The sequence below is a fragment of the Tenacibaculum sp. 190524A05c genome (genome assembly GCF_964036595.1).
In the GTDB taxonomy this organism is placed as follows: Bacteria; Bacteroidota; Bacteroidia; order Flavobacteriales; family Flavobacteriaceae; genus Polaribacter; species Polaribacter platacis.
In genome coordinates this window covers 3,529,301-3,553,255 of the sequence record NZ_OZ038523.1, presented here as the reverse complement: position 1 = coordinate 3,553,255, position 23,955 = coordinate 3,529,301, and the positions used below count along the sequence as shown (strand labels likewise).

21 protein-coding genes are annotated in these 23,955 nt (G+C 32.0%); 6 read left to right on the top strand and 15 right to left on the bottom strand.

From position 1 onward, the window contains the following. Window positions 1–2: 2 nt before the first annotated feature. From trpB to ABNT61_RS15785, 8 genes are all read right to left on the bottom strand, one after another. Window positions 3–1,181, bottom strand: a complete 1,179-nt coding sequence (gene trpB, locus ABNT61_RS15820; RefSeq protein ID WP_348740691.1) for a tryptophan synthase subunit beta — start codon at window positions 1,179–1,181, stop codon at window positions 3–5. Continuing rightward, window positions 1,171–1,785: a phosphoribosylanthranilate isomerase gene (locus ABNT61_RS15815; protein ID WP_348743920.1), complete on the bottom strand. Its 615-nt coding sequence runs from the start codon at window positions 1,783–1,785 to the stop codon at window positions 1,171–1,173. Before ABNT61_RS15815 ends, trpB begins: the two co-directional genes overlap by 11 nt. Beyond that, window positions 1,782–2,291, bottom strand: coding sequence for a hypothetical protein (locus ABNT61_RS15810; RefSeq protein WP_348743919.1), 510 nt, complete (start codon window positions 2,289–2,291; stop codon window positions 1,782–1,784). The genes ABNT61_RS15815 and ABNT61_RS15810 overlap by 4 nt, the downstream gene beginning before the upstream one ends. A 12-nt stretch (window positions 2,292–2,303) precedes the next feature. Then, complete coding sequence (gene trpC / locus ABNT61_RS15805) at window positions 2,304–3,092, bottom strand: indole-3-glycerol phosphate synthase TrpC (protein WP_348722652.1); 789 nt, start codon at window positions 3,090–3,092, stop codon at window positions 2,304–2,306. Between the two features lie 92 nt (window positions 3,093–3,184). Beyond that, entirely contained in the window at window positions 3,185–4,171 is a 987-nt protein-coding gene (gene trpD, locus ABNT61_RS15800) for an anthranilate phosphoribosyltransferase (protein ID WP_348743918.1), read from the bottom strand. Between the two features lie 6 nt (window positions 4,172–4,177). After that, window positions 4,178–4,759, bottom strand: coding sequence for an aminodeoxychorismate/anthranilate synthase component II (locus tag ABNT61_RS15795; RefSeq protein ID WP_348722655.1), 582 nt, complete (start codon window positions 4,757–4,759; stop codon window positions 4,178–4,180). 88 nt (window positions 4,760–4,847) lie between these two features. Beyond that, window positions 4,848–6,239, bottom strand: coding sequence for an anthranilate synthase component I family protein (locus ABNT61_RS15790; RefSeq protein WP_348743917.1), 1,392 nt, complete (start codon window positions 6,237–6,239; stop codon window positions 4,848–4,850). 174 nt (window positions 6,240–6,413) lie between these two features. Continuing rightward, complete coding sequence (locus tag ABNT61_RS15785; protein WP_348743916.1) at window positions 6,414–8,132, bottom strand: glycoside hydrolase family 9 protein; 1,719 nt, start codon at window positions 8,130–8,132, stop codon at window positions 6,414–6,416. Between the two features lie 235 nt (window positions 8,133–8,367). On the opposite strand from ABNT61_RS15785, the gene asnB reads away from it, so the two are divergent. Continuing rightward, complete coding sequence (gene asnB / locus ABNT61_RS15780) at window positions 8,368–10,029, top strand: asparagine synthase B (protein ID WP_348709794.1); 1,662 nt, start codon at window positions 8,368–8,370, stop codon at window positions 10,027–10,029. A gap of 55 nt (window positions 10,030–10,084) precedes the next feature. Here asnB and ABNT61_RS15775 read toward each other — a convergent pair whose 3' ends face one another. Beyond that, the gene (locus ABNT61_RS15775) at window positions 10,085–11,053 is read right to left on the bottom strand and encodes a hypothetical protein (protein ID WP_348743915.1); all 969 of its coding nucleotides are present in this window, start codon (window positions 11,051–11,053) and stop codon (window positions 10,085–10,087) included. A gap of 109 nt (window positions 11,054–11,162) precedes the next feature. Here ABNT61_RS15775 and ABNT61_RS15770 point away from each other — a divergent pair, with 109 nt between their 5' ends. Continuing rightward, the gene (locus tag ABNT61_RS15770) at window positions 11,163–11,810 is read left to right on the top strand and encodes an LA_2272 family surface repeat-containing protein (protein ID WP_348743914.1); all 648 of its coding nucleotides are present in this window, start codon (window positions 11,163–11,165) and stop codon (window positions 11,808–11,810) included. An 82-nt stretch (window positions 11,811–11,892) separates the two neighbouring features. Here ABNT61_RS15770 and ABNT61_RS15765 read toward each other — a convergent pair whose 3' ends face one another. Continuing rightward, on the bottom strand, window positions 11,893–13,065 hold the full coding sequence (locus ABNT61_RS15765) for a DUF3103 family protein (protein ID WP_348743913.1): 1,173 nt from the start codon (window positions 13,063–13,065) through the stop codon (window positions 11,893–11,895). Window positions 13,066–13,548: 483 nt separating this feature from the next. Here ABNT61_RS15765 and gyrB point away from each other — a divergent pair, with 483 nt between their 5' ends. The 4 genes from gyrB (at window position 13,549) to ABNT61_RS15745 (ending at window position 18,254) form a co-directional block, all read left to right on the top strand. Next, window positions 13,549–15,486, top strand: coding sequence for a DNA topoisomerase (ATP-hydrolyzing) subunit B (gene gyrB / locus ABNT61_RS15760; protein WP_348740701.1), 1,938 nt, complete (start codon window positions 13,549–13,551; stop codon window positions 15,484–15,486). 132 nt (window positions 15,487–15,618) lie between these two features. Then, a complete protein-coding gene (locus ABNT61_RS15755) occupies window positions 15,619–16,635 on the top strand; it encodes a DUF6588 family protein (protein WP_348743912.1) in 1,017 nt (338 codons plus the stop codon). Between the two features lie 124 nt (window positions 16,636–16,759). Continuing rightward, a complete protein-coding gene (mdh, locus tag ABNT61_RS15750) occupies window positions 16,760–17,686 on the top strand; it encodes a malate dehydrogenase (protein WP_348709802.1) in 927 nt (308 codons plus the stop codon). An 85-nt stretch (window positions 17,687–17,771) separates the two neighbouring features. Further along, window positions 17,772–18,254 (top strand): GNAT family N-acetyltransferase, encoded by a 483-nt coding sequence (locus ABNT61_RS15745; protein WP_348743911.1) that lies wholly within the window; start codon window positions 17,772–17,774, stop codon window positions 18,252–18,254. Between the two features lie 59 nt (window positions 18,255–18,313). On the opposite strand, the gene ABNT61_RS15740 is transcribed toward ABNT61_RS15745, so the two are convergent. The 5 genes from ABNT61_RS15740 to ABNT61_RS15720 form a co-directional block, all read right to left on the bottom strand. Next, on the bottom strand, window positions 18,314–19,885 hold the full coding sequence (locus ABNT61_RS15740) for a DUF6770 family protein (protein WP_348743910.1): 1,572 nt from the start codon (window positions 19,883–19,885) through the stop codon (window positions 18,314–18,316). Between the two features lie 7 nt (window positions 19,886–19,892). Then, the gene (locus ABNT61_RS15735; RefSeq protein ID WP_348743909.1) at window positions 19,893–21,224 is read right to left on the bottom strand and encodes a M48 family metalloprotease; all 1,332 of its coding nucleotides are present in this window, start codon (window positions 21,222–21,224) and stop codon (window positions 19,893–19,895) included. A 172-nt stretch (window positions 21,225–21,396) separates the two neighbouring features. Next, on the bottom strand, window positions 21,397–22,083 hold the full coding sequence (locus tag ABNT61_RS15730) for a glycosyltransferase family 2 protein (RefSeq protein ID WP_348745685.1): 687 nt from the start codon (window positions 22,081–22,083) through the stop codon (window positions 21,397–21,399). 30 nt (window positions 22,084–22,113) lie between these two features. Continuing rightward, complete coding sequence (locus ABNT61_RS15725) at window positions 22,114–23,220, bottom strand: glycosyltransferase (RefSeq protein WP_348743908.1); 1,107 nt, start codon at window positions 23,218–23,220, stop codon at window positions 22,114–22,116. A gap of 3 nt (window positions 23,221–23,223) precedes the next feature. Beyond that, entirely contained in the window at window positions 23,224–23,925 is a 702-nt protein-coding gene (locus ABNT61_RS15720) for a cell division ATP-binding protein FtsE (protein ID WP_348709807.1), read from the bottom strand. Between the last annotated feature and the right edge of the window lie 30 nt (window positions 23,926–23,955).

Sequence of the window (23,955 nt, the reverse complement as noted above, 5' to 3'; positions counted from 1 at the left end):
AGTTATTCTTCTAAATGCTTGATATAAGTTTGTAAATCTTTGTCTCCTCTACCCGATAAATTAATCACTACAACTTGATCTGACTCTAGTTTTAATTTTGGTAATACCGCAAATGCATGAGCGGATTCTAAAGCTGGAATAATTCCTTCTAATCTAGTTAATTCAAAAGCAGATTGTAATGCTTCTTTATCTGTAGCATTCATGAACTTTGCTCTTTTAGAATCAAATAAAAATGCATGTAAAGGTCCAACTCCAGGATAATCTAATCCAGCAGAAATTGAATATGGCTCAACAATTTGCCCGTATTCATCTTGCATTAAAATAGTTTTACTTCCATGAATTACACCTACTTCTCCTAATTGAGATGTTGCAGCACTTTCTCCAGAATCAACTCCTAAACCAGCAGCTTCAACAGCAATTAACTCTACTTCTTCATCTTCTAAATAATGATAAAAAGCTCCGGCTGCATTGCTTCCACCTCCAACACAAGCAATAATGGTATCAGGATTTTCTTTTCCAGTTTTCTCTTTTAGTTGCCATTTTATTTCTTCTGAAATAATTGCTTGTAAACGAGCTACCATATCTGGATGTGGATGAGGACCAACAACAGAACCAATTAAATAAAAAGTCTCTGGGTTTTGAATCCAGTAACGAATTGCTTCGTTTGTTGCATCTTTTAAGGTTTTACTACCACTTGTAGCAGGAACAATTTTTGCACCTAGCATTTTCATACGAGCAACATTTGGAGCTTGACGTTCGATATCTTTTTCTCCCATGAAAACGATACATTCTACATCCATTAAAGCACAAACTGTGGCTGTAGCAACACCATGTTGACCTGCTCCTGTTTCTGCAATAATTTGAGTCTTTCCTAAGCGCTTTGCAATTAAGATTTGACCAATTGTATTGTTTACCTTGTGTGCACCTGTATGATTTAAATCTTCACGCTTTAAGTAAATATGAGCTCCATATTTTTCTGATAAGCGATTGGCATAATACAATGGACTTGGACGTCCTACATAATCTTTCAATAAAGCTTTGTATTCCTTTTGGAAAGATTCAGACTCTATAATTTTAATATAGTTGTCTTCTAGTTCTTTTACGTTTGGATATAATAATTCTGGAATAAACGCTCCCCCAAACTCTCCGTAATAACCGTTTTTGTCTGGATTATATTTCATTTTTAAACTTTTTAAGTTTTTTTATAGATTTTAAACCGGGTTCTGTTTCAAATTTACTGTTTACGTCAATAGCATAAATTGGTAAATTGGTTTTGCTTATTTCTTTTACAGCAGTTACTTCTTCTAAACCAATTCCTCCACTTAAAAAAAATGGTTTTGTTGAAGGATAATTTTTCAACACTGTCCAATCGAATACAACTCCATTTCCTCCTCTTTCTTTTCCTTTAGTATCAAATAAGAAATAATCTACTACTGATTCGTATGCTTCAAGAATTGAAAAATCAAAAGCGTCTTTAATTCCAAAAACTTTAATGATTTCAACTTTTGGCAAATGCTTTTTTATTTCTTGAATATAGGCTACAGATTCGTCTCCGTGCAACTGTAAAGCTTCTAACTTATACTCTTCAGCAAGTGAAACTAAAATCTCTAAATATTCATTTACAAATACACCTGTCTTTTTTATTCCTTTCGGTATTTCAGGTATAATACCTTCAAAGTTTCTTTTAGATCTTTCGTAGAAGATAAAACCTAAATAATCAGGTTTTAATTCAGCAACTTGCCGAATATTATCTACGTATTTCATACCACAAACTTTCAGCTTCATTTCTTGTTCTTTTTACAGTGATTATACAATAGACTTATTGAATTAAAATAATCCGATTCAAAAGAAATTGTTCGTATATCTTGTATTTCGAAAACTTCATCAAAATCTAAATCTATTGTTCCATCGGATTTTATAAAATCTATTGAAAAACTTTCTTCATCATATTCCCCTAATGTCCCATAAAATAATTCTTCCTCAACTTCATCTTGAAACTCAAAACAACCGTATTTTGTTTCTAAACTTTGTAAAATCTCAATTGTATTACCAAATTTAAAGTCACTTGGATTTTGAACTTTAATTTCTTTTAATTCTATCACCTTTTGGATTACGCTAGAGTTTTCAACTTTTGATCTTTCTTCAATATGATTCTTATTCAATAATTTAAAACCATCTAACTGATAGTCACCAGGAATAGATTTTATTAAAATCCAACCTTCATTTTCATCCAACAAAACTCCCGTTTCTGAAACCTCCCAATCAACTATTTTATAATTCTCTATTTTCAAACTATTGTGTTATTATCTGATTTGATTTATAAAATCTAAACAAGCTTCTCCTGGATTTTCTTCTTTCATAAAGTTTTCTCCGATTAAAAACCCTTGAAAACCGTACTCTTTTAATCCTGTAACAATTCTTGGATTGCTAATTCCACTTTCAGAAACTTTAATTGCCGAACTTGGTATTTGATTTGCTAAATTGATAGAATGTTCTAAATCAACTTTAAAGGTTTTTAAATCACGATTATTGATTCCTATAATCTTATTGTCTAAATCAGAAATTTTATCTAAATCTTGTTGATTATGAACTTCATATAAAACCTCTAACCCAAGATCGTTAGCTAATTGTCCATAATTCTTAATTTCTTCTGCAGTTAAACAAGCCGCAATTAGTAAAATCACATCCGCTCCAATAGCTTTTGCTTCTACAATTTGAAAACCATCAACAACAAAATCTTTACGTAAAATTGGCTTGATCGTATTAATAGTTCTTGCTTCCATTAAATCTGCCATCGTTCCTCCGAAAAAAGAAGTATCCGTTAAGATAGACTGTGCTGCAACATTTGCATCTAAATATCCATTCGTAACTTCAGTAACAGAAACCTGATCGTTGATAATTCCTTTCGAAGGAGATTGTCTTTTAAATTCTGCAATAATTCCTGTTGAACCTTCTTCAGTTAACGAAGCTTTTAAAGAAATTGGAGTTCTTTTAAACTTTGGACTTTCTACTAATTTTTTAACAGGAACTTCAGACTTTATTTTAGCTATTTCCTGCTTTTTGAAATTTATAATCTTCTCTAAAATTGTCATTTTATCTAATAATTACGTCATTGCGAATAAAGTGAAGCAATCTTTTTATTGAGATTACTTCGTCATTCTTCCTCGTAATGACAACAGTTTATTTAACTCACTAATTTTTGTAAACACTCTTTTGCTTTCCCTCCGAATAATGACGATTTTGCTTCTTCAAAAGCAGCTGAAAAGTCTTTATTTGAGTCTATTATTGTTAATGCAAAGGCAGCATTTGTAAGCACAACACTATTTTGTGCTTCTGTACCTTCACCATTTAAAATTGTTTTGAAAATTTTTGCCGCTTCTTCTACAGAGTTTCCTCCGTAAATATCTGATTGTTCAACACGTTGAATTCCTAAATCTTCTGGAGTTATTAATTGCTCACCTTGTTTTGTAAATAACTTAAATCCTCCAGTTAATGATATTTCATCATATCCATCTAAAGCATGAACTATTCCATAGTTGGTTCCTTCTTCTTGTAAGATATAATTGTATAATCTAGCTACTTCTAAATTAAATGTACCCAACAATTGATTTTGAGCAAAACTTGGATTTACCAAAGGCCCCAACATATTGAAAAATGTCTTTAATTTTAAAGCCTTACGAATTGGACCGACTGCCTTCATTGCTGGATGAAATTTCGGAGCATGTAAAAAACAAATATTTGCTTTTTCTAATTGAGCCTTTAGTACCGACTCATCATTTGTAAATTCATATCCAAAACTCTCTAACATATCAGAAGAACCCGACTTTGATGAAACAGAATAATTTCCATGTTTAGCCACTTTTTGTCCAGTTCCTGCAACTACAAATGAAGTTAGAGTTGAGATATTAAACGTGTCTTTTCCATCTCCTCCTGTTCCAACTATATCAATGGTATTGAACTCAGATAAATCAACTTTAATTGCCAATTCTAATAATGCTTCTCTAAATCCTGCTAATTCTTCAGCAGTTATTGGACGCATCATAAACACAGTTAAGAAAGAAGCTAAATGCGCATCATTATATTGTTCTTTAGCAATATCAATTAAAATCTGTTTTGCTTCAATTTTTGTTAATCGTTTGTGCTGATACAAATCGTTTAAAATCGCTTTCATTTGATTTTAATTTTTAGAAACTGAATTAATAAAATTGCGAACTAATTGCTCACCCACTTCTGTTAGAATACTTTCTGGATGAAATTGCACAGCGCTGATTTGATGTTTTGTATGACGGATTGCCATAATTCCTCCATCTTCATCAATAGCCGTAACCTCCAAATCTGCAGGTAGATTTTCATTAGAAGCAATCCAAGAATGATAACGTGCAGCTGGAAAAACTTCAGGAACATCCTTGAAAATTACAGCTTCAGGTTTTGTAACCTTCATATCTGTGGCCACACCATGAAAAACTTCGTTCATATTAATTATGGTTCCACCGAATACTTCTGTGATTGCTTGTAATCCTAAGCACACACCAAAAATTGGTTTCTTTCCTGCATAGGTTTTAATGACCTCTTTTAAGATTCCAGCTTCATCAGGAATTCCTGGACCTGGAGATAACATAATTAAATCATAATCTCCAACTTCTTCAACCGAGATTTCGTCATTTCTATATACATCAGGATATTTGTCCGTAATTTTTTCCACCATGTGAACCAAATTATAGGTAAACGAATCGTAATTATCTAAGATTAATATTTTCATGTTTTTTTCTAGTATTGAGTACTGAGCTATTAGTATTAAGTTTGAATCATTTCTTCTAATTACTGAATACTAACTTCTCAAGACTGTTTTAAATTTTTTCAGCTAAGGTTAACGCCTTCTTTAATGCTGCTAGTTTATTATTTACTTCTTGTAACTCTTTTTCTTCATCTGAATGAATTACAATTCCTGCTCCTGCTTGATAGTAAAGAACATTGTTTTTACTTACAAAAGATCGAATTCCAATTGCCAAGTTAACATCTCCGTTCAATCCCATAATCCCAACAGCACCTCCGTAAAATCCACGAGATTGATTCTCATACTTATCAATTAACTGCATTGCTTTATATTTTGGTGCTCCGCTTAATGTTCCAGCAGGAAATGTATCTCCAACAATCTTTATTGGATCTCCCATTAATTGTCCTTGAACTGTAGAAACTAAGTGAATTACATGACTAAAATATTGTACTTCCTTAAATACTTCAACAGTTACATTTTCAGCATGTTTGCTTAAGTCGTTTCTAGCTAAATCAACTAACATTACATGCTCTGCCGTTTCTTTTTTATCTTCTGATAGTTTCTTCCCTAACTTAATATCTTCAGCCATATCTCCGGTTCTTCTGAAAGTTCCTGCAATTGGATTGATAATAGCTTTTCCGTTGTTGATTTTAATTTGAGCTTCTGGAGAAGATCCCATTAATTTGAAACTTCCATAATCGAAATAAAATAAATATGGTGATGGGTTTATAGAACGTAATGCTCTATACACGTTAAATTCATCTCCTTTATATTTTTGTTGAAATTGGCGCGATAATACCAATTGAAAAACATCTCCTCTTTTACAATGTGCTTTTGCTCGTTTTACATTTTCAATAAAATCTTCGCTCGTAACATTAGATGTTTCTTCTCCTTGAATTTCAAATTTTTGCGTATTGAATGCTTGTGCTTCAATTATCGTTTCAATCTCTTCTAATCTTGACTCTTCTCCTACTTCTAGATTTTCTATCAACTGCATTTCGTCATTAAAATGATTAATTGCAATAATGAATCTGTAAAAGCTATACTGCATCATTGGTATTGCAGAAGGAGCATCTGGATTAGTTAATTTAATAGTTTCGAAATACTGAACGCTATCGTATGTTGTGTAACCATATAATCCATTAAAAGATTTTAGTTTCTCGTCGCAATCCAAATCGATTCGACTCGTAAAATCTTTAAATAACTCATTGAAGTTTCTATCAATTGGTTGCTTTTCAATCTCTTTATTTTTCAAAGAAATCGTAAAATCATTTTTATCAGCTTTGAAAGAAACTATAGGTTCAACACATATAAAAGAGAAACTTTCTTCCTTACTATGGTAATCTGAACTTTCAAGAAGTAATGTACTCGGATATTTGTCTCTCAAACGCAAATACAAACCAACCGGAGTAACCGTATCTGCTATTTTTTGTTTACAAATTGTTTTAAATTGTAATGGCTTCATTTTAATTTGGTCAATAAAAAAAGGCTTATCATGAGATAAGCCTTTTTCGTTAATATTTATATATAACAAGATGGTCTCACTAACGTAAGTTAAGAGATTTCCACCACCAGTTATTTAATTGTATCGTTTTCATTTGCAACAAAGTTATAAAGTCATTTTTATCTAAACAAATATTTATTTAAAATTTTTTGTTTGATTATATTGAAGTGCGTTTACAACATACACCAATGGTGCATTCCAGTTGATTGTTACTTCATTAGAAGCATAGGAACACCAAGTATCAGAATATGATTTTGATGGCATTTTACTAAAATATTCACACTTATCTTGCTGCCCAGGTTGTGGCCCACCAACCACCATTCCCGGCACTGGTTCTATAATTTTATCGGCTTCGGAAGTCCTATGATGTGGAAATTTTGGAGACATTATTCCCTGTCCAGTAATATAAGTTGTTCCAATCCCATTTCTACCTAAAAAATAATCTAACCCAACAAATACTGCATTTAAATAGTCAACATTGTTGGTAACCTCATATGCCTTTATTAAATACATTAACTGATTCCCTGCTACACCATTGCTACCCCAAACATAATCTTTACCTTTCATAGCTACTCGCATTGGTTCGGTTTCAATTCTATTTTTTAACTCAGAAGCTTGATCTAAAAATTTCTTCTTCGCCAAATTCACATCAATAAACTTTTCTATACTCGCGCTATGTTTTGTAATTGAATATAATGACAACGCACTTGCATCTTGCCACCAAGGAACTTCGTTAGATATTTTATCAATCTGAATATCTTTACTATAACTTTTATCTTTAGTTGTAATTAACAATTCCACAGCCGCCCATTGAAATTCACCAAATAAATCATCATCTTCATATTGTCCCGTTCTAACTCCTTCAGGGTTTCTAAAATAATCCTCGGGATGTTTCTTCGCCCATTCATAGGCCTTTTTAGATGCTTCCAAAAGTTTCACTGAATAGTCTTTTTTAGTCTCAAACTGTGAAAAAACTCTTGACGCAATTGCCGCTACTGCCGCCAAATTCAGAGCAGCAGAAGTACTTTTTTTAACTACATATCTTTCTAAATCATATTCATGTGGCATAATTGCTCCCGAAAACTTTAATCCTGTAAGTTTATGATATACTCCACCATCGAACGGATCTTGCATAGACAACATCCAGTCTAAATTCCATATAACTTCATCTAAAACGTCGGGAAGATTATTTCCTGATTCAGGAATATTAAATTCTTTAGAACCGTAATACTCACTATAATTCTCAAAAGCACTTAATAAAGTATAAGTACTAATTCCGCTATTTGAAACATACTTGTTATAATCACCTGCATCAAACCAACCTTTGGAACCCGAAATAATGGTTCCTTCAGGCCTTTCTTTTGTAGCAGCTGAACTATGAATTTTCACTCTATCATCATTCAAACCAGCAGGTCTTTTCCATTGACCAGCGTACTTTTCTTCTAATTCAATTGAACAACGATTTAAATAATAATACTTGAACAACGCCTGGGATAAATCACTAAAAGGGTTATTTAGCACTTTAAATCTTACCTTGTTTTCTCCAATTAAAACTTCATATTCTCCTTCATTATTTATTGAACTAACATCAAGTATTGAAACATACTCTCCAGAATCATTCCACAACAAACCTTTACCTGTTTCTCCAGACATAATTTCCTTTCCTGAAGCATCCTTGATTATATATGAGACTTTATCAAACTCATTATTAGAAACGACCGAAATTAATTTTGGTCTATTTGCAGTATATCCTATTTGATTATATCGAATAGAAAGTTCAATTTCTTGAGTACCCGATGCACACGACATAAACACAACAGATATAAGCAGCATATATTTATTTAGAAGTTTCATTGAAGTCTTTTGTTTTTAGAATATTCTTACAAATTACAACTAAAATATTATCAAAAAATATCAAATATTAATTCAAATCACACAAATCGACTTATAAAATTACAATAAAACACTAAAAACAAATTAAAAGTTACAATATGAAATTAAAATAAACTTTTTGGTTTTTATAAAAAAGTATATTCAGGTAATTTGAACCATAATTAAAACAACAAGAAATTAAAAATTACTATATATTATGTGTGGAATTGTATGTGCGTTTGATTTAAAAGAAAAGTCTGAGTCGTTAAGACCTCAACTACTAGAAATGGCGAAAAAAATTCGTCATAGAGGTCCGGATTGGAGTGGAGTTTATAGTGATGATAAAACAATTATGGCTCATGAAAGACTTGCCATAGTTGATCCAACATCTGGACAACAACCTTTATTTAGTAAAGACAGAAGATTTGTATTAGCTGCAAATGGAGAAATATATAATCACCAAGAATTAAGAGAACAGTTTGAAGGAAAATATGATTTTCAAACTAAATCTGACTGTGAAGTAATTCTAGCTTTATATCAAGAAAAAGGTGAAGAGTTTTTAGATGACTTAAACGGAATTTTTGGTTTCGCAGTTTACGACGCTAAAACTGATGAATACTTAGTTGCTCGTGACCATATGGGAATTATTCCTTTATACATGGGTTGGGACAAAAAAGGAACATTCTATGTTGCCTCTGAACTAAAAGCTTTAGAAGGATTTTGTAATAAAATTGAAGTTTTTCCTCCAGGACATTACTACACAAGAGAACACGGATTACAGCGTTGGTATTCTAGAGACTGGATGGATCATGAAGCGGTTAGAGAAAACCAAACTAGCATAGATGAATTGCGTGATGCACTCGAGGCTGCAGTTCACAGACAATTAATGAGTGACGTACCTTATGGTGTTTTATTATCAGGTGGATTAGATTCTTCTATTACTTCTGCAATTGCAAAGAAATACGCTTCAAAAAGAATTGAAAGCGGAGATGAAGAGGAAGCATGGTACCCACAATTACACTCGTTCTCAATCGGATTAGAAGGTTCACCAGATTTAGCAGCTGCTAAGAAAGTTTCAGATCATATTGGAACAATTCATCATGAAATTACATTTACAATCCAGGAAGGATTAGATGCAATTAGAGATGTTATTTACAACCTTGAAACCTATGATATTACAACCATTAGAGCTTCTACTCCAATGTATTTAATGGCACGCGTAATCAAATCAATGGGAATAAAAATGGTATTATCAGGCGAAGGAGCTGATGAGATTTTTGGAGGATATTTATACTTCCACAAAGCTCCAGATGCAGAGGAATTCCACAAAGAAACTGTACGTAAACTAGACAAACTATACCAATACGATTGTTTAAGAGCTAACAAAAGTTTAATGGCTTGGGGAATTGAAGGAAGAGTTCCTTTCTTAGACAAAGAATTTATGGATGTGGCAATGCGTATAAACCCAGAAGATAAAATGATTAATGGTGAACGAATGGAAAAATGGGTTTTAAGAAAAGCTTTTGAAAGCTATCTACCAGAAAGCGTTGCTTGGAGACAAAAAGAGCAATTCTCTGACGGTGTTGGTTACAACTGGATTGACACTTTAAAAGAATTAGTTGAAACCGAAGTTACAGATGAAATGATGCATAGTGCTCATCATAGATTCCCTATTCAAACTCCAAGAGCAAAAGAAGAATATTATTACCGCTCAATATTTGAGGAGCATTTCCCAAGTGAAACCGCGGCATTAACAGTTCCCTCAGTTCCTTCAATTGCATGTAGTACACCAACTGCTCTTGCATGGGACGAAAGTTTCAAAAACCAAAATGAGCCAAGCGGAAGGGCTATAAAAATGGTTCATGAAGACGCATATTAATATGCAAATTTTTAAATTTTAGTTGTGTTAAAATCCTGCCTTGTGCAGGATTTTTCTATTCAAAACCTAATAAATCTTGTGCTTTAATCAAATCACATAAAGCATCTATTTTTTGCATCATTTTATAGTAGAATTGATTCTGCTCTTTTTCACCTACAGTATTTAAAAGTCTTGAATGATAAAATTGTTTGTCAAAATACTGTTTAGCTTCCAAACAAGTTCCTTTATCTCTTATATTTAAATAAGACAACATAGCGCATGGAACGAAAAGAGATTGCTGTTCAGGAGTTATAATCAGAACATTATTACTCATTAACAACAATTCATTGTGATATAATTTGAATTTATGTTTTTTAGAGACAACTTTTTTAGAAATATCATCTAACAACTCTTTAAGCTCTTTACATAACTCCAAGGAATCCTTTAGACTTAACTGTCCTGCTTTATAATAAAAATGAATTTGTTTTAACGTACTATTTATAGTTGTTATATCCCATATTTCTGAAGTATTCAAATCCTTATATAAATCACCTAACTTCTGGGCTGATTGTAATGTGGATAATCTGGGAGCAAACTCCTCAAATTTATAAGCTCTAAAATTTTTATCTAACAACTTTAACCACACATACATTTTAAAGGAGCTTAATTTATTATTTTTTAATGTATAAAATAGTGGAATATCTTTTGCAGAATAATAGACTTCACAATCTTTTCGATCAAGCAAAGGCAAAAGAGAATTATATGAAGTTTCAAAATATTCCTGTAAATCGTACTCATTCTTTATACTAGTTGTTCTACTTACAGACACATACTTTTCTGTTGACGTTCCAAATAACTTATCTAAAGAAATATTAAAATACTGCGCCAATTTTACACTCTCATCTAATGAAAACTTACTCTTAAAACTCGTACGCCGATGTGCGGCATCATAACTAATATCAAGGGCAGTGGAGACAGCTTCAATAATTGAAGTTTCTTTTTTTATATTTTTCCCAACTTCCTGAATTAAAACTTCTTGAAACATAAAATTTATTTGTGATTTTCACAAAAATAAAAATTTAAAACTGTGTATTACACAAGTCAAAACACAATTATCACAATAATTTTGAATTGAATTTAAAAACAAAATCAAAATGAAAAGAATAATTTTAATCTCAACATTACTTTGCTTCTGTATTTCACATAGTCAAAAAAGAAAAATTAGACCTCTATTATGGACACATCACTCAGATAACACTGATATATACGGGGTTTCTGTAGGATTATACCCGTCAGATTTAGAATATCAAACTACCTACAGCAGGACATTCGGTGTTAGAATTGCTGCCTCACCTATATCCCTTTTGCATATTTTCGGAGGCAAACCATCACAAGGAAACTCTACTCATAAAACCTACGGTATAAATTTCAGCACAGGATCTTTAATAAAAATGGATGTACATGGTGTATCTGGCACAGTTATCACAAATAACTTAAACAAGATGAATGGAATTTCAGTATCCATACTGTCAAATCAAATTGAAAACGCTAACGGCATCATTGCTGCTTTTGGAGGAAACGGTGTAGTACAAGGAAATGGAATTATGATTGGCGGACCATGGTCTAATACGGCAAAAGATTTTAATGGAATACAAATCTCTTTTCAAAATGACATTATTGAATACGGAACAGGAATTCAAATTGGATTATTCAATAATGCAAAAAGATTCAACGGAATTCAGATTGGCTTGTGGAACAAAATTAACGGGAAAGGTTTTCCTTTTATTAATTGGGATTTTTAGGATAACATAAAATTACCCCTGATTTCTCAGGGGTAATTTAGATATAAAAACACAAAATGATCTTTATTTTTCAAAAGACACTTTAATTTGAAGCTACAAAGAATGGAGATAAATTAACTTTTGCATTTCCTCTAGCTCCATAGTAATTTGAATATGATTTATTCTTTTCAATTGTATAAAAAGAATCTACATAATCATCATTATTAGTATACCATTGATTAGGCATTGCTTGAATAATAGCACCAGCAACTTGACCTAACACATTAACCCAAGGTTGAGTTGACACTGTACCTATAATTTGAAAAACACCATTAACAATAGTCGAAACTAAATCTTTATAATTAACGTTGTCGTCTTTTTCAAATAATTGAATATTTGCCGCTTGATATTGGTAATCGTCCCAAAAAAGTAAAATTTGATTAGGATAATAATCTCTTCCATCATGATCTAAATAATACATTGGGATCACTTTTATTTCTGGTGAATTATCAGAATCTTTAATCCCTGAAGTAATCGCATAAACTTCTGCTGCTCCGCTAATCCATGGTTCTTCATCATCATTTAATCTTATTTTATCCAGTTTCGTAGTTTCCAAACCACTAGATTTAGCACTTTGATATGACAAATCCTTTTCTACTTTTTGAAAACGTGAATTTTGCACTCCGGCATCTCTTAAATATTCATTCATCAACTCCACTTCTCTCTTCAAAGTTTCAAACCCATTTGTTTCAATAACAATTACAGGCTGATTTGGTGCTTTATTCACATCTAAATAAACCACCTCTTTATTCATATTATAAGCTTCAATTACCGACCAAGTACTTTCATCTCCTTCAGGTGCAAAAGAAAAAAGGATATTGGAAAAATCTTTAGATTTTTTGGAATTTATCATCCACAACTCCAAAATTTCAATTTTATCCGGAGCTTCTTCACTTGAAACAGATTCTAGATAAGTAGTCTTTTTAAGTAAATCCTGATAAGATTTCATCTTTTCAACAGAAGCTTCACTTTCACCAAGAACTTTAGACATAGCAACACTAGGTTCTTGATGCTCTAAAAGATGAAGAGTATTTGTTTTGAAACTTTGATTTTTCATCAAATCAATCAAATCGAAAGCAACTTGCTTTTTATCAACCTGTTGATTTAAATCTAACAAGCTGTTTTCTGGTTGAGGATTTAAGTCTTCTGAGTTTGTACAACTAGACAATACAACAGATGCAACAACACCTGCTAATAAAATTCGGGGGAATCTCATTTTTATAAATTTTAAATATTAATAACTGACTCAAAAATATAAAAACATCAATTAAAACCAATAAAAATGTTAATTTTATTTATTAAAAATAATTTTAATCGTTTTTTAACAATTAAAAATCATTTTTTTAACACTAATTAACAAAGTTATTCCACAACAAGATTAAAACTAATTCTTAGAAGATTTAAGACGAAAACTCACAACTTCAAACGGGCCAAACAACAAATCAAACACAAAATCGAATTTAAAGCCATTTTTAAGCACTTTAAGACACTTTTGAGTTTTAAACAATTGTTGATAAATTCCATATAAAAACGCTTAAAAATTATATTTCGTAGCTAAAAAATTGTAGATTTGTTAGCTATCAATTCGCTTTTAGAGCGAATTTTTTGTGGGGACAAAATATCATTAGTTAACCACCTCCCAAGTGGCAATGATATTATTAAGAAAGACATAAAACATAAAAGACATAAAACTCAAACCATGAGCGAAGAAAAAAAGCACAATTATTCCGCCGATAGTATTCAGGCACTTGAAGGAATGGAGCACGTAAGAATGCGTCCTTCCATGTATATTGGTGATGTAGGTGTTAGAGGTTTACACCATTTAGTATATGAGGTAGTAGACAACTCTATTGATGAAGCTTTAGCAGGACATTGTGATACTATCTCTGTTGATATTAATGAGGACAATTCCATTACAGTTCGAGATAACGGACGAGGTATTCCAGTAGGTTTACATAAAAAAGAAGGAGTTTCTGCCCTTGAAGTTGTAATGACGAAGATTGGTGCCGGAGGTAAATTCGACAAGGATTCTTATAAAGTTTCTGGAGGATTACACGGTGTTGGTGTATCTTGTGTTAACGCACTTTCAGATCACTTAAAAGCTACAGTTCACAGAGACGGAAAAATATGGCAACAAGAATACGAAAGAGGTAAAACACAATACCCTGTAAAAACTGTTGGTGAAACTGATATCACTGGAACTGAAGTTACATTCTCTCCAGACAAATCAATCTTCCAACAAACTACAGAATACAACTACGATACTTTAGCTACTCGTATGAGAGAGCTAGCTTATCTTAATAAAGGTATTACAGTTACACTTACTGATAAGCGTAATAAAGATGACGAAGGAAATGACATTAGTGAAACTTTCCATAGTGATCAAGGATTATCTGAATTTGTAAGATACCTGGACAGTACTCGTACTCCAGTTATTCAACATGTAATTTCAATGGAAGGAGAAAAAAATGGAATTCCAGTTGAAGTTGCTATGATTTATAATGATTCTTATGCTGAAAATCTTCATTCATACGTAAATAACATTAATACGCACGAAGGAGGAACTCATTTATCAGGATTTAGAAGAGGATTAACAGGAACATTAAAGAAGTATGCAGATAATTCTGGGTTATTAAAGAATGTAAAGTTCGAAATTTCCGGAGATGATTTCCGTGAAGGATTAACAGCTATTGTATCTGTTAAAGTTGCAGAACCTCAGTTCGAAGGGCAAACAAAAACTAAATTAGGAAACAGAGAAGTTACTTCTGCAGTTTCTCAAGCAGTTTCTGAAATGTTAACGGATTATCTTGAAGAAAATCCAAACGACGCAAAAACAATTGTACAAAAAGTAATCTTAGCTGCACAAGCTCGTCACGCTGCTCGTAAAGCAAGAGAAATGGTACAACGTAAAACTGTTATGAGTATTGGAGGTTTACCTGGTAAATTATCTGATTGTTCTGAAACAGATCCTGCACAATGTGAGATTTTCTTAGTCGAGGGAGATTCGGCAGGTGGAACTGCAAAACAAGGAAGAGATCGTAATTTCCAAGCTATTTTACCATTAAGAGGAAAAATCTTAAACGTTGAAAAAGCAATGCAGCATAAAGTTTTTGAAAACGAAGAAATCAAAAACATGTTTACAGCTTTAGGTATTACCATTGGAACTGAAGAAGATCCAAGAGCTTTAAACTTATCTAAATTACGTTACCACAAAGTAGTGATTATGTGTGATGCCGATGTTGATGGTTCACACATTGCAACACTTATCCTAACCTTCTTCTTCCGTTACATGAAAGAAATGGTAGAGCAAGGATATATTTATATCGCTACTCCTCCTCTATACTTAGTTAAAAAAGGACAAAAGAGAGAATACGCATGGGATGATAACCAACGTGATTTAATCAACCAAAAAATGGGAGGTGGTGCAACAATCCAAAGATATAAAGGTCTTGGAGAGATGAATGCCGAACAATTATGGGATACTACAATGAATCCTGAATTTAGAACACTTCGTCAAGTTACCATTGAAAACATGACAGAAGCTGATAGAATATTCTCTATGTTAATGGGAGATGAAGTACCACCACGTAGAGAGTTTATTGAGAAGAATGCAAAATATGCGAATATCGATGCATAATCAATTTTTTAAATAAAGTTCATAGAGCCTCCGTGAAAACACGGAGGCTTTTTAGTTAAAATCCCCACATTCACAATTTACTTTTCATTTATAATTTCATACATTTACTAGACTCATCAATAAAAACTTAGTATGAAAAAATTATTACTCATTTTATTTGCAGCTACAAGTTTCATAGGATTTTCTCAAGAACTTGAAACAATTTTATTAGCTAGAGAAGATGCAGAAAAGCTAACTGGAGCATACGTTCAACCAGGAACAAAAGCTTTAATTTACAATATGAATAACGGATGGTATCACACCGCAAAAGTCCACAAGAAATTTGGATTCGACATTACGGTTAGTGCTAGTGGTTCTGTAATCCCTGAAAAAGAGCATATTTTTAATATCGCAGACGTTGGATTATCGAGCTCTACAACAGCAAACCAACCAACCACCCCAACTTTAGGAGCTGATAACAATGTTAATCCTGCAACAATAACTTATACCGGAACTGTTTCAGGACAAAGTGTTTCTGTAAATTTTGACATGCCTACTGGAATTAATGATGATTTAATCGCAGGTACAGTTCCTACACCAATGGTTCAAGTTGGCTTAGGATTACCATTCAAACTAGAAGCTATCGCCCGATTCATTCCAAAAATCGGAACTGATGATTTTAAAGCTGGATTATTTGGGATTGGATTAAAGAAAGAAATCACAGATTGGTTTGGACCATTAGACAAAACACCTCTACATGTTTCTCTTCTTGCAGCTTACACGAACATGAATGCCGATTATGAAATTGGAAATATTTCTGGTGACGTTACAGCACAGGATGCTACAGCAGAATTTAACCTGAATGCTTATACTTTTCAAGCTTTAGCTTCTTTAAACTTTCCTGTTGTAAATATTTTTGGTGGTGTAGGTTATAACAGTGGAAACTCAGATTTTAACATGTTAGGTGACTACACATTAACTTTTAACCGTGGAACTCCTCAAGAAGTTCAGGAAACTGTATCAAACCCTCTATCAATTTCAAGTGATGCAGGTAGCTTCAACGCAACTGTTGGAGTTCGATTAAGTTTAGGATTCTTTAAACTTTTCGGAAGTTATTCAGCACAAGAATACAGTTCTTTTAACGCAGGATTCGCGTTTAGTTTTAGATAAAAAATTAAGTAATTGTTATAAACCTAAGCTCTTGGAAATTTCCAAGAGCTTTTCCTTTTATATGAGTGGGCAAATAGCTATTTTTGTGCATCTTATTAATAATTTTCAATAAAATATATATAAAATGAAAGTAACAGTTGTAGGAGCAGGTGCTGTAGGTGCGAGTTGTGCTGAGTACATTGCTATTAAAAATTTCGCTTCAGAAGTTGTTTTAGTAGACATTAAAGAAGGATTTGCTGAAGGTAAAGCAATGGATTTAATGCAAACTGCTTCTTTAAATGGTTTCGATACTAAAATTGTAGGAACAACTGGAGATTATAGCAAAACTGCTGGTTCTGATATCTGTGTTATTACTTCTGGAATTGCTCGTAAACCTGGAATGTCTCGTGATGAGTTATTAGGAATTAACGCTGGAATTGTAAAATCAGTTTCTTCTAGTTTAATTGAGCACTCTCCAAATACAATTATCATCGTTGTATCTAACCCAATGGATACAATGACTTATTTAGTTCACAAAACAACTGGTTTACCTAAAAATAGAATTATTGGTATGGGTGGAGCTTTAGATTCTGCTCGTTTCAAATATAGATTAGCTGAGGCTTTAGAAGCTCCAATTTCTGATGTTGACGGAATGGTAATCGGAGGTCACTCTGATAAAGGAATGGTTCCTTTAACGCGTTTAGCTACTCGTAACTCTGTTCCTGTATCTGAATTCTTATCTGAAGAAAGATTAGAGCAAGTTAAGCAAGATACTAAAGTTGGTGGAGCTACATTAACTGGATTATTAGGAACTTCTGCTTGGTATGCTCCTGGTGCTGCTGTATCTGGATTAGTTCAAGCAATTGCTTGTGATCAGAAGAAAATCTATCCATGTTCTGCTTTATTAGATGGTGAGTACGGTTTATCTGACTTATGTATCGGAGTTCCTGTAGTATTAGGAAGAAACGGTATTGAAAAGATCGTTGAGATTAACTTAAGCGACTCTGAAAAAGAGCATTTAGCTGCATCTGCTGAAGCAGTTAAAAACAACAACGCTAACTTAGAGTTTTAATCAAAACTCTTTTAACATAATTAAAAAGCAATCTCGTTTTGAGGTTGCTTTTTTGTTTTTATCTTAGTTTCAAAAATCATCTTTAATGGATATTGTATACCGAAAAGCCGAACAACGAGACAATCCTCATTTAGCTAAAATGATTCGAGGAGTTATTGAAGAGTTCGATGCGCCTAGAACAGGAACAGTATATTCTGACGCTTCTACCGATGCACTTTATGAGTTATTTCATGAACCTAATTCAATTTTATGGGTAGCAGAATACAATGGTAAGGCAATTGGTTGTTGTGGGATTTTTCCTACCGAAGGATTAGACAATGGATATTGTGAATTGGTGAAATTCTATATTTCTGATAAAGCTAGAGGAAAAGGTATTGGAAAAGAATTAATGCTAAAAAGTATCGATTCTGCCAGAAACATGAAATACTCTCATGTTTACCTTGAAAGTCTACCTCATTTTTCTAAAGCAATCGCCATGTATGAAGAATCAGACTTTAAAATTGTCGACAAACAATTAGGAAATTCAGGACATTCAAGCTGTAATGTTTGGATGGTAAAAACATTATAAAAGCAAAAAGCCTGAGTAAAACCCAGGCTTTTTTTATTCTTATTTTCTATTTCTATGTCCTAGTTAATATTTAACTTTTCCATACGTAGTGAAGAACTCTTCTTCTTTCTATCATATTCCAACAATAATACATACCCGACCTTTGCTGGTAAAACTCTAAAGTATCTGGTTTGTTTTGGCAACTCTATATTATCAACAGATAACTCTCCTCCATCTTGAATTATCGTTTTAAAAACGAACCTACTTTTCTTTTTTCCTTTGTTTTTTTTCTTCTTTTTACCTCCTCTTTCATAATCAATAAAGTTCGCATAAAAACGATCTCTTTTTACATCTCTTTGAGAATACACAAAATCAAATCCTCCGAATGCCGCAACTTGATAGGCGTTAAATTGAGGACTACCAAAGTCTACTAAATTTGGCACTCTGGACTTACCTTTTTCAAATTTATCAACATCCTTCAAATTAAATTCTTTGTCAAATTTAAAAACATAAATATCTTTTATAGTCAATTGCGTAAATCCACTAGTTTGAACTCCTCCACCGAAAGCCGAAAGTGTTGCCGTTGCCATACCAAATGCACTTAAAGTTTTCTTATACTGTTCTCCAATCGCATAATACTCTCCCGACTCAGTTTTTATGATTTCATGAAAGAAAATATAACCAATATCTTCTAATTTATTATTTTCTTTAACAGGTAAAAACTTACTTACATCTTCTTGCCAAGAAATTCTTTTAGAAAACAAAACCTCCCCTTTGTCATTATAATTTTCTGTATACAAACCTAAACTTTGCGCTTTGGCAATTTTAGCCTTTGGCTTGTAGTATTGCCCCATAACAGAAATCTTCCCATCAGACGATATAAAGGCATTACTTATTAATTTCGGGTCATTTTCATCATAAGGTTTGTCAAATAACTTAACTCCTGTATTAGCATCTAAAACAATAGTTTTAAATTCTTTCTTCTTTGACATTCTTTTAGATTTCACATCTATCAAAACAATAAAATTATCGTTAATTGCAATAGGAGTAACATTATGATGACCTCTTTTTTCTTCTGGAACAAACTTAAATTCCCATTCTTTTTCACTCTCATTTGTTGGATAAAAATTTAAAGAATAACCTGTTCCTTTTCCTTCGAAATTTGACGTAATTAAAACAAACCCTTTACCCTTAACTGGATGTAAAATTGTATTTAATGACCCCGCCTTAATACCTGCATCAAAAATTCTAATTAATTTCTTATCCAAACTAACAACTACATCCTCTCTAGGATTTGCTTTTTTATCAAAACTTTTTAGTGTAAGAGTTTTCTCTTTCTTATTAAACAAAGCAAACATAATTGCATCATTGTTAAAGGCATTAGCAACCATAACTGATCTTTTAGAAGCAACAAACTTTTTAAGAGCTATATCATTTAAATTCTTATCAAGAATTTGCACAGCGTATTCACGCATACCTTTTTTAAGTTTATCTACTTCATAAAAGAAATAATACCCGTCCACATCATTCGCATCATTAATGAAAGAACCAGAATCTTTCACCTTGAACTTCACCATATTTTCAATGGTCTTAGATTGTGCTGAAACCATATATGTTCCAACAAATAATAGTACATAAAGTAACTTTCTCATCGTTTTTTTATTGATTTAGTTTAGCAAAAAAGTTGTTGATTTTCACGAATTCCTCGCTGGCTATTGTATTTGAATATTTTTTACAGAAATGATATCCAATTTTTCGTACATCTCTTACTTCTAAATTATGAAGTAGCGTACGTATTTTATTTAAGTTTTTCTCTTTAGCAAAAGGACTTGATTGCGGAATTCTTTTCCCAAAAACATGATCTACTTTTGTAGTATATATCTTCTGTAATGTTTCCGCAAGCTTAGTAAGTATAAAATCAGAAGAATTCCCTTTTTGAATTTTCTCAAGCAATAAATAGAAAACTAAATCTAATTGATTGAAATAAATTAGAGAATTGATTTGATCTTTAGTTGCGTACGCTTTTATTTCTTCAAATGAAACAGTCGATTTTACTTCTTTCTGAGTAATCTTACTTTCAATTTTTTTAACTCTGTTTTCAATATCCGGGTGTGTTTTAATCGAGTCTTTATCCCACCATTGCAAATCATCTGCCTTTTCTTCAATATCAAACATAGTCTCCTCTTCTTCTAGCCAATATTTACGAAATTTAAAACCATCAAAATTAAGAATGCTATCTACTTTAATTTTTGTATTAAAAATACCGTCATCAAATCTTTTTAATCTACCTAACGACTTTGAAGCTGCTGCAGCGTTATATTTTGTTTTTTTGAAAAATACTAAACCAAGTGAATCTGCTTCATACTCCTTCGATCTAGATTTTTTCAAAAAACCATAGCTCAATTCTTTTAGAAGCTTCATTCCGGCCTTATTCCTTCCATAAATCGTTAATCTAGCATCTCGTATTTTTCTTCTATACTCTTTAGAATTTAATTTTTCCACTCTTTTCCTCACACTACCATTTACATGATCTAAATATTGATGTGCCAACTCATGACAAACAATAAATGCAAACTCATCTTCACTTTCAAGAAAATGAAACAAGCCTAAATTGAACATAAAAGTATGGTTACCAAAACAAGCTGCATTAGGATCTAAATGTCTATTGATAAAAACTAAATCTTCTCTTTGATCTAAAGACGGATTTTTAGTTTTTACTTCTTTTATAATTGAAGAAACAAAGTTTTTGTAGGTATTATCAAAAACAAAAGTGCTATCTAAGAAAGTTTCTCGAATTAACTCTCTTCTTTTTTTGTATTCTTTCTTAATTTTTGATCTATACTTCCCTTTTAACAAATCTACCTGAGAATCGTAGTTTTGCTCTATTTTTTGAAGAATCTGCTCTTTGTTCACAGGTATAAACACCTGAGCGTTAAGATTAAGAGAAATTACACATAGCAATATTGTAATTTTCAAGCCAATTTTTTCCATACGCTACAAATTTATAATTTTCTTAAAAAAGAGCAAGGAAATGTTAAAATATTCCCAATTAGTGTAAGTCTTTTGGATATCGCTCGTCTATAGATAAAGAGACGTATTTAAAGTTTCTTTTTCATAGTTTTTCATAGCAATTTCCCGCTTCTTTACGAAGCGGGTTTCTTTTTTAAAATATCCTTCTAAAACAATATTTTGCAACTCCTAATAAAGAGAAAACTGGAATAGATAATAGACCAGCCTGAGACACTTTCAAATTGATCTCTTCCTTGTATAAATTCCAGTTGTATTTTTTCGAAACCCCGTCTTCTCCACAAATTGCAATTGTAGTTTCAATTTTCCTGAAAGATACTTTTTGTCTGAACAGTTTTAGGTTCACATCATAATCTGCCAAAACATTATAATTCAGATTATATTTCAATTCCTGAAAAAGCTCTTTTTTATAAAACACTGATTGATGATGTACGGTATTTTTAAACCAAAGTTTAGAACTAAACTCAGATTGAAACCTTAACCCCTTTGTATACTCAATATTTCCGATCAACATCTGTATTTCTTCATCGGTTTTAGTTGAAAAAACCTCTTCCAACACAGAATCATTGGAAAACTGATCATCAGAGCCTAAAAAGTATAACCACTCACCTACTGATTTTTTAATGCCAGTATTCATGGCATCATAGATTCCAGAGTCTTTTTCAGAGATGTAATTAAAACGTGGACCTAATGTTTTCAAATATTCTTGTGTCCCATCAGTGGAAGCTCCATCAATAATCCAAACTTCAAAATTCTCAAAGTTTTGATTATGTATACTCTTCAAACAATTTTTTAATTGATCAAGATTATTAAACGATGGAATTATTATGGAAACTTTAGGTTGAATATGCTATTAGTTTAAAAAGTAATTATCTAATTTTTTCTCTTCTTTCTCCCAGCACAATTCTGCTTTAGCAATTCTTTGATTCTCTTTTATTTCTTTTCTTAAAGTATCATTTTCAAGTACATTTCTAACAGCATTCGCTATATCTTCAGGATTATAACTTTCTACAGCCACACCAACTTTATATGTTTTTACAATCCTATTTATTTCTATCAAATTACCAGAAACAATAGGTAATTCAGCATGAATATAATCAAATAATTTATTTGGAAGTGAAAATTCAAAACTCTTTCCTAAAGGTTCCTCTAGTACCATTCCCACATCCGCTTTTACCGTATAATTCGGTAATATCTCATGTGCGATTCTACCTAAAAAGTGAACTCTATCTTCTAGTTGTTCAGTACTGACAAAACCTCTTAATTCTTCCTCTACTTTCCCATATCCGATTATTACTAAATCTACACCTTCTAAAAGGTGTAAAGCTTTAATCATAGGCTTTATTCCTCTACCCGGGTTTAGAACACCTTGATATAGAACTACTTTATTTTGAGTAGGAAAACTTACATCCTCTATTTTAATTTTTCTATCTGATAAGGGTAAATTTCTAATTAACCCCATATTGTTTTTATATCGATCATTGTAAAAGTCGACAATGGATTGACTTACTGTGTAAGACCTTTTAATTCTGGGTAGTAATAGATCTTCCAACTTTTTCCAAAATCCTTTAACGAAGTTTCTCCCTTGTAATTCTGGGCCCTCTGAAAATAATTCGTGACTATCATAAACAAGAGACGTTTTAGATTTCAACTTACTCGAAACAAAACATGCAGCTAATGTATCTAAATCATTTGATAAGATGTAATCGTATTTCTTAAAAAGAAGGAAGAAAAACAATCGTAAATTATACTCCGCATAAAACAGAAAATTATGATTAAACCAATGTTTTGTTCTATGGATTGTATAGGCTCTATCAACATCAATGGTATTTGGAAGCACTCTTCCGTAAACAATAACATCAAATCCTTTATTGATTAAATAAGTACAAACTTTATGCACTCTTTGATCTGTAGAAACATCATTGGTTACAGCAACAAAAACACGTTTCTTATTCTGCAAGTTTTATGAATTTTGATTGGCTTGAGGCTGCTGTTGTACTACTTCAAACAATTTCCCACCTTCACACTTTACCGTTTTTTGTTTGAACTTAACAATCAACTGATAATCATGAGTCGCCATTAAAATGGTTTTTCCACTTTGATGAATTTCATTCAATAATTCCATAACTTCTAGTGAAGTTCTAGGGTCAAGATTCCCAGTTGGCTCATCTGCTAAAATTAATTCAGGATCATTTAATAAAGCTCTAGCTATTGCAACTCTTTGTTGCTCTCCACCAGATAATTCGAAAGTTTTTTTATAGTACTTTTCTTTCATTCCTACTTTATCCAAAACTTCGTAAATCTTATCTTTTCTTTCATCTTTATCTTTCCAACCTGTAGCTTTTAAAACAAATTCTAGGTTATCAAATACGTTTCGATCATTCAGTAGTTTAAAATCCTGAAAAACAATTCCAATTTTTCTTCTCAAAAACGGAATATCTTTCTCTTTCATTTTTTTAAGATCAAAACCAACAATACTTCCCAAACCTCTTTGAAGTCTTAGATCTCCATACAAGGTTTTAAGCAAGCTACTTTTCCCACTACCCGTTTTACCAATTAAATAGTAAAACTCTCCTTTGCGTAAAGTAAAGTTTATCTTAGACAATACTAAAATATCTCTCTGATAAATATCTGCATTTTCAAGATGCAGTATAGGTTGCTTCATAAAAAGTACGTTTTTACAAATCTATTATTT

Coding starts and splice junctions, on each gene's coding strand:
- trpD (WP_348743918.1), bottom strand. CDS start 4,171: ATGAAAGCGATTTTAAACGATTTGTATCAGCACAAACGATTAACAAAA.
- ABNT61_RS15815 (WP_348743920.1), bottom strand. CDS start 1,785: ATGAAGCTGAAAGTTTGTGGTATGAAATACGTAGATAATATTCGGCAA.
- asnB (WP_348709794.1), top strand. CDS start 8,368: ATGTGTGGAATTGTATGTGCGTTTGATTTAAAAGAAAAGTCTGAGTCG.
- ABNT61_RS15790 (WP_348743917.1), bottom strand. CDS start 6,239: ATGAAGCCATTACAATTTAAAACAATTTGTAAACAAAAAATAGCAGAT.
- ABNT61_RS15745 (WP_348743911.1), top strand. CDS start 17,772: ATGGATATTGTATACCGAAAAGCCGAACAACGAGACAATCCTCATTTA.
- ABNT61_RS15765 (WP_348743913.1), bottom strand. CDS start 13,065: ATGAGATTCCCCCGAATTTTATTAGCAGGTGTTGTTGCATCTGTTGTA.
- ABNT61_RS15775 (WP_348743915.1), bottom strand. CDS start 11,053: ATGTTTCAAGAAGTTTTAATTCAGGAAGTTGGGAAAAATATAAAAAAA.
- ABNT61_RS15795 (WP_348722655.1), bottom strand. CDS start 4,759: ATGAAAATATTAATCTTAGATAATTACGATTCGTTTACCTATAATTTG.
- ABNT61_RS15755 (WP_348743912.1), top strand. CDS start 15,619: ATGAAAAAATTATTACTCATTTTATTTGCAGCTACAAGTTTCATAGGA.
- ABNT61_RS15785 (WP_348743916.1), bottom strand. CDS start 8,132: ATGAAACTTCTAAATAAATATATGCTGCTTATATCTGTTGTGTTTATG.
- ABNT61_RS15720 (WP_348709807.1), bottom strand. CDS start 23,925: ATGAAGCAACCTATACTGCATCTTGAAAATGCAGATATTTATCAGAGA.
- ABNT61_RS15735 (WP_348743909.1), bottom strand. CDS start 21,224: ATGGAAAAAATTGGCTTGAAAATTACAATATTGCTATGTGTAATTTCT.
- gyrB (WP_348740701.1), top strand. CDS start 13,549: ATGAGCGAAGAAAAAAAGCACAATTATTCCGCCGATAGTATTCAGGCA.
- mdh (WP_348709802.1), top strand. CDS start 16,760: ATGAAAGTAACAGTTGTAGGAGCAGGTGCTGTAGGTGCGAGTTGTGCT.
- trpC (WP_348722652.1), bottom strand. CDS start 3,092: ATGACAATTTTAGAGAAGATTATAAATTTCAAAAAGCAGGAAATAGCT.
- trpB (WP_348740691.1), bottom strand. CDS start 1,181: ATGAAATATAATCCAGACAAAAACGGTTATTACGGAGAGTTTGGGGGA.
- ABNT61_RS15740 (WP_348743910.1), bottom strand. CDS start 19,885: ATGAGAAAGTTACTTTATGTACTATTATTTGTTGGAACATATATGGTT.
- ABNT61_RS15770 (WP_348743914.1), top strand. CDS start 11,163: ATGAAAAGAATAATTTTAATCTCAACATTACTTTGCTTCTGTATTTCA.